This is a genomic window from Marinobacter sp. ST-43 (genome assembly GCF_030541085.1).
GTDB classification, from domain to species: domain Bacteria; phylum Pseudomonadota; class Gammaproteobacteria; order Pseudomonadales; family Oleiphilaceae; genus Marinobacter; species Marinobacter nauticus.
Genome location: NZ_JASSVO010000047.1, coordinates 1 through 2534 on the forward strand (window position 1 = coordinate 1; position 2534 = coordinate 2534).

Below are 2534 nucleotides of genomic sequence, written 5' to 3' on the forward strand. Positions count from 1 at the left end.
TGGGGAAATCAGGCAGCCTGCCAGGGTGGCAGCTTTGCCGTGGAATCAGTGGCAGCTTTCGCGTGGAATGGGTGGCAGGCTTCGTCTGGAATCAGTGGCAACCTTGGTCTGGAATACGCAGGTCACGCATGAATAGAGGCCCATCCGGTTCGTCCAACGATGGCACAGGTATCGAGATTGAGTAACGTATAACCAGTGCGTCAAATACGTTCCGGGCCTGACGGCCCTCCACCGGACGGCTTTTGCTCCGCTTCGCTGCGCAAAACCCGCCGTTTACGCAGGCGTTAAATCAGTAGTGATACCGGAGCTGGGCGATAAGCAAAGCGTCATCCGTGACCTTGTAAACGATTCGGTGTTCCTCGTTGATTCGGCGGGACCAATAACCGGCGAGACTGTGTTTGAGGGGCTCGGGTTTACCGACGCCTTCAAACGGTTCTCGCTTGGTCTCCTTGATGAGCTTATTGATTCGATTAAGGATCTTTTTGTCGGTTTTTTGCCAGTACAGATAGTCTTCCCAGGCGTTCTCGGAGAAGATCAGTTTCATTCAAGAAGTTCCTTTTCCTGACCACCGCCTTGCTCCAGCTCGGCGACGGATTCCAGCAAACGACGGGCGTTCTTTGGCGCCCGAAGAAGGTATGCAGTTTCCTGCAGTGCTTCGTAGTCCTCAAGGGAGATCATGACCACGGACTGCGATTTGCTCCGGGTGATGATCACTGGAGAATGGTCTTCACAGACCTGCTCCATGGTTTTTGCTAGATTGGTTCTAGCGGCTGTGTAGCTAATAGCATCCATATGGTTGCTCCTGTACAGGATGTTGTTCCTGTTCAGGATACCGTACAGAAAAAGATTTAACAATCGGCTGCACAGCGACCGATTTTCCGCCGCTTCGCGGCTCCAAACCGGCGCGTGAGCCGGGCGTTATGACTAAAGCTATGCATCAGATTGAAAGCATTCTGGCCCAGAACGAAAAATATCGGCTCGATGATCCGATTCCTACCGGGAGTCAGATCGACCAGGCAGAACAAAGCCTAAGAACCGAGATGAAATCTTGGTATCGTGATTTTGTCAGATTGGGTGGTTTAAACGATCTAAGGTTTAGTGCTGAAATCCTCTCACCCCAAGAGCTGGTTGAGAACCAAAGGTACATTGATAGCCGAGCCTATGTTGCTTTTGCTAGCAACGGATGTGGTGACCTTTTCTGTTGGTCAGTTGGCGAGTCGCCGGCAATTTTCTTGTGGGATCATGAGACAAACCAGTTCACCGAGGATGCACCGGATTTCGTCACGTGGCTTGAGCGTAACCGGTTCTAGTCATAACCAGTTGTTGTAGTTCGTTCCGGCCTGCGGCCTACACCGGACGGCCCTGACGGGCCGCCGCTAAACAAAGGCGTGTGTGCCGGGCATGGCACTAGACTCGTCGGGTGAAAGTCCCGATACCAGGTATTCGCGGAGCCGAAGGTTAGCGGAAGGGCAAGGGCGTCATCGCGAGGTGGGGTCTGGAGGAAGCCCAACGCAAATTGGCGGGGCGACGAACAGGAACTGGATATGAGGTGTGACGTACTCGGGGCGAGCTGGCACGTGACAGCGAAGCCCTCCATCCGCAATGGGGTGCGTTTTATAAATCCAGCGTCTACGCCATGAAAGTCTAGTGTCTTACCCCGGGAGGTCTGTAGCGTGTTGAGGGATCAACTGAAGGGCGAGCGATCGTTCTTGATCGCGTTACAGAAGTCAGCAGAGGGCATAGTACTGTGGCCTACTCGGCGCGATGTTGACATCGCGAAGTGAATCGCGGCAGGAAGGCCTGAACGGTTGAGAGGAGGACAGGTTGTCTTGGTACAGAGGTATTGCACCAGACCTGGTGAAACCGCAGTAGGCTCGACAACATATAGGAATCCGGTTGGTGCTCTGTCGATTCATCAGACCAGAAAGGAATGTTTTGGCTGTGAGTCATGAAGACAGGTCACCAAAGTAATTAACCGAACCGCCGTGGTACGTGATCCGTATACCCGGTGGTGTGGGAGGAGGGGTGCCGTGAGGCACCTCCCTATCCCGATTAAATATATGGCCAACTTGGAGAGAAGATGAAAACTAATAGCATTCCGGAAAACATAGAGAGCAGACTTCCTGATGGGGTTGATGTCTACAGCTTCGATGTGTCAGAGGATGGGAAACTGGCTGCGATTTTAGTTTGTGGTGAAGACACTGATTTCCCAGAGCCCTGGATTTACAACTCTGAAACAGACGAATTGAAATGTGTAGATAATGATGTTTTGATGAATTTTCCTGTTTCAAAAGCATTTTTTGCGGAAGGCGCAGTAGATATGGTCGCAGTACCTTTTTCGTGGACTCCTGTTGAACCAATGTTAATCCAAATTTCGCCAGATAATTATGAATGCGTAGGATGCGCACCCTATCGGCGATTTTCAACCCAGTTGTCCAAATGACCGCGTTTAAGCGGCCAATTTATTGCGCTCTATTTCCTGCAATTTGCCAGGGTTGAGCGATACCGGTCCGGTTACTTCCCAGTTCCGGGTA

General features: G+C 51.7%; 4 protein-coding genes. 2 read left to right on the forward strand and 2 right to left on the reverse strand.

Annotated elements, in window-relative coordinates; genetic code table 11:
- Window positions 1-289: 289 nt before the first annotated feature.
- Complete coding sequence (locus tag QPL98_RS19320) at window positions 290-544, reverse strand: Txe/YoeB family addiction module toxin (RefSeq protein ID WP_008938367.1); 255 nt, start codon at window positions 542-544, stop codon at window positions 290-292.
- Complete coding sequence (locus QPL98_RS19325) at window positions 541-792, reverse strand: type II toxin-antitoxin system Phd/YefM family antitoxin (RefSeq protein ID WP_012137510.1); 252 nt, start codon at window positions 790-792, stop codon at window positions 541-543. Before QPL98_RS19325 ends, QPL98_RS19320 begins: the two co-directional genes overlap by 4 nt.
- 140 nt (window positions 793-932) lie before the next feature.
- On the opposite strand from QPL98_RS19325, the gene QPL98_RS19330 reads away from it, so the two are divergent.
- A complete protein-coding gene (locus tag QPL98_RS19330; RefSeq protein WP_303293861.1) occupies window positions 933-1310 on the forward strand; it encodes an SMI1/KNR4 family protein in 378 nt (125 codons plus the stop codon).
- Between the two features lie 770 nt (window positions 1311-2080).
- Complete coding sequence (locus QPL98_RS19335; RefSeq protein WP_303293862.1) at window positions 2081-2443, forward strand: hypothetical protein; 363 nt, start codon at window positions 2081-2083, stop codon at window positions 2441-2443.
- Window positions 2444-2534 lie beyond the last annotated feature (91 nt).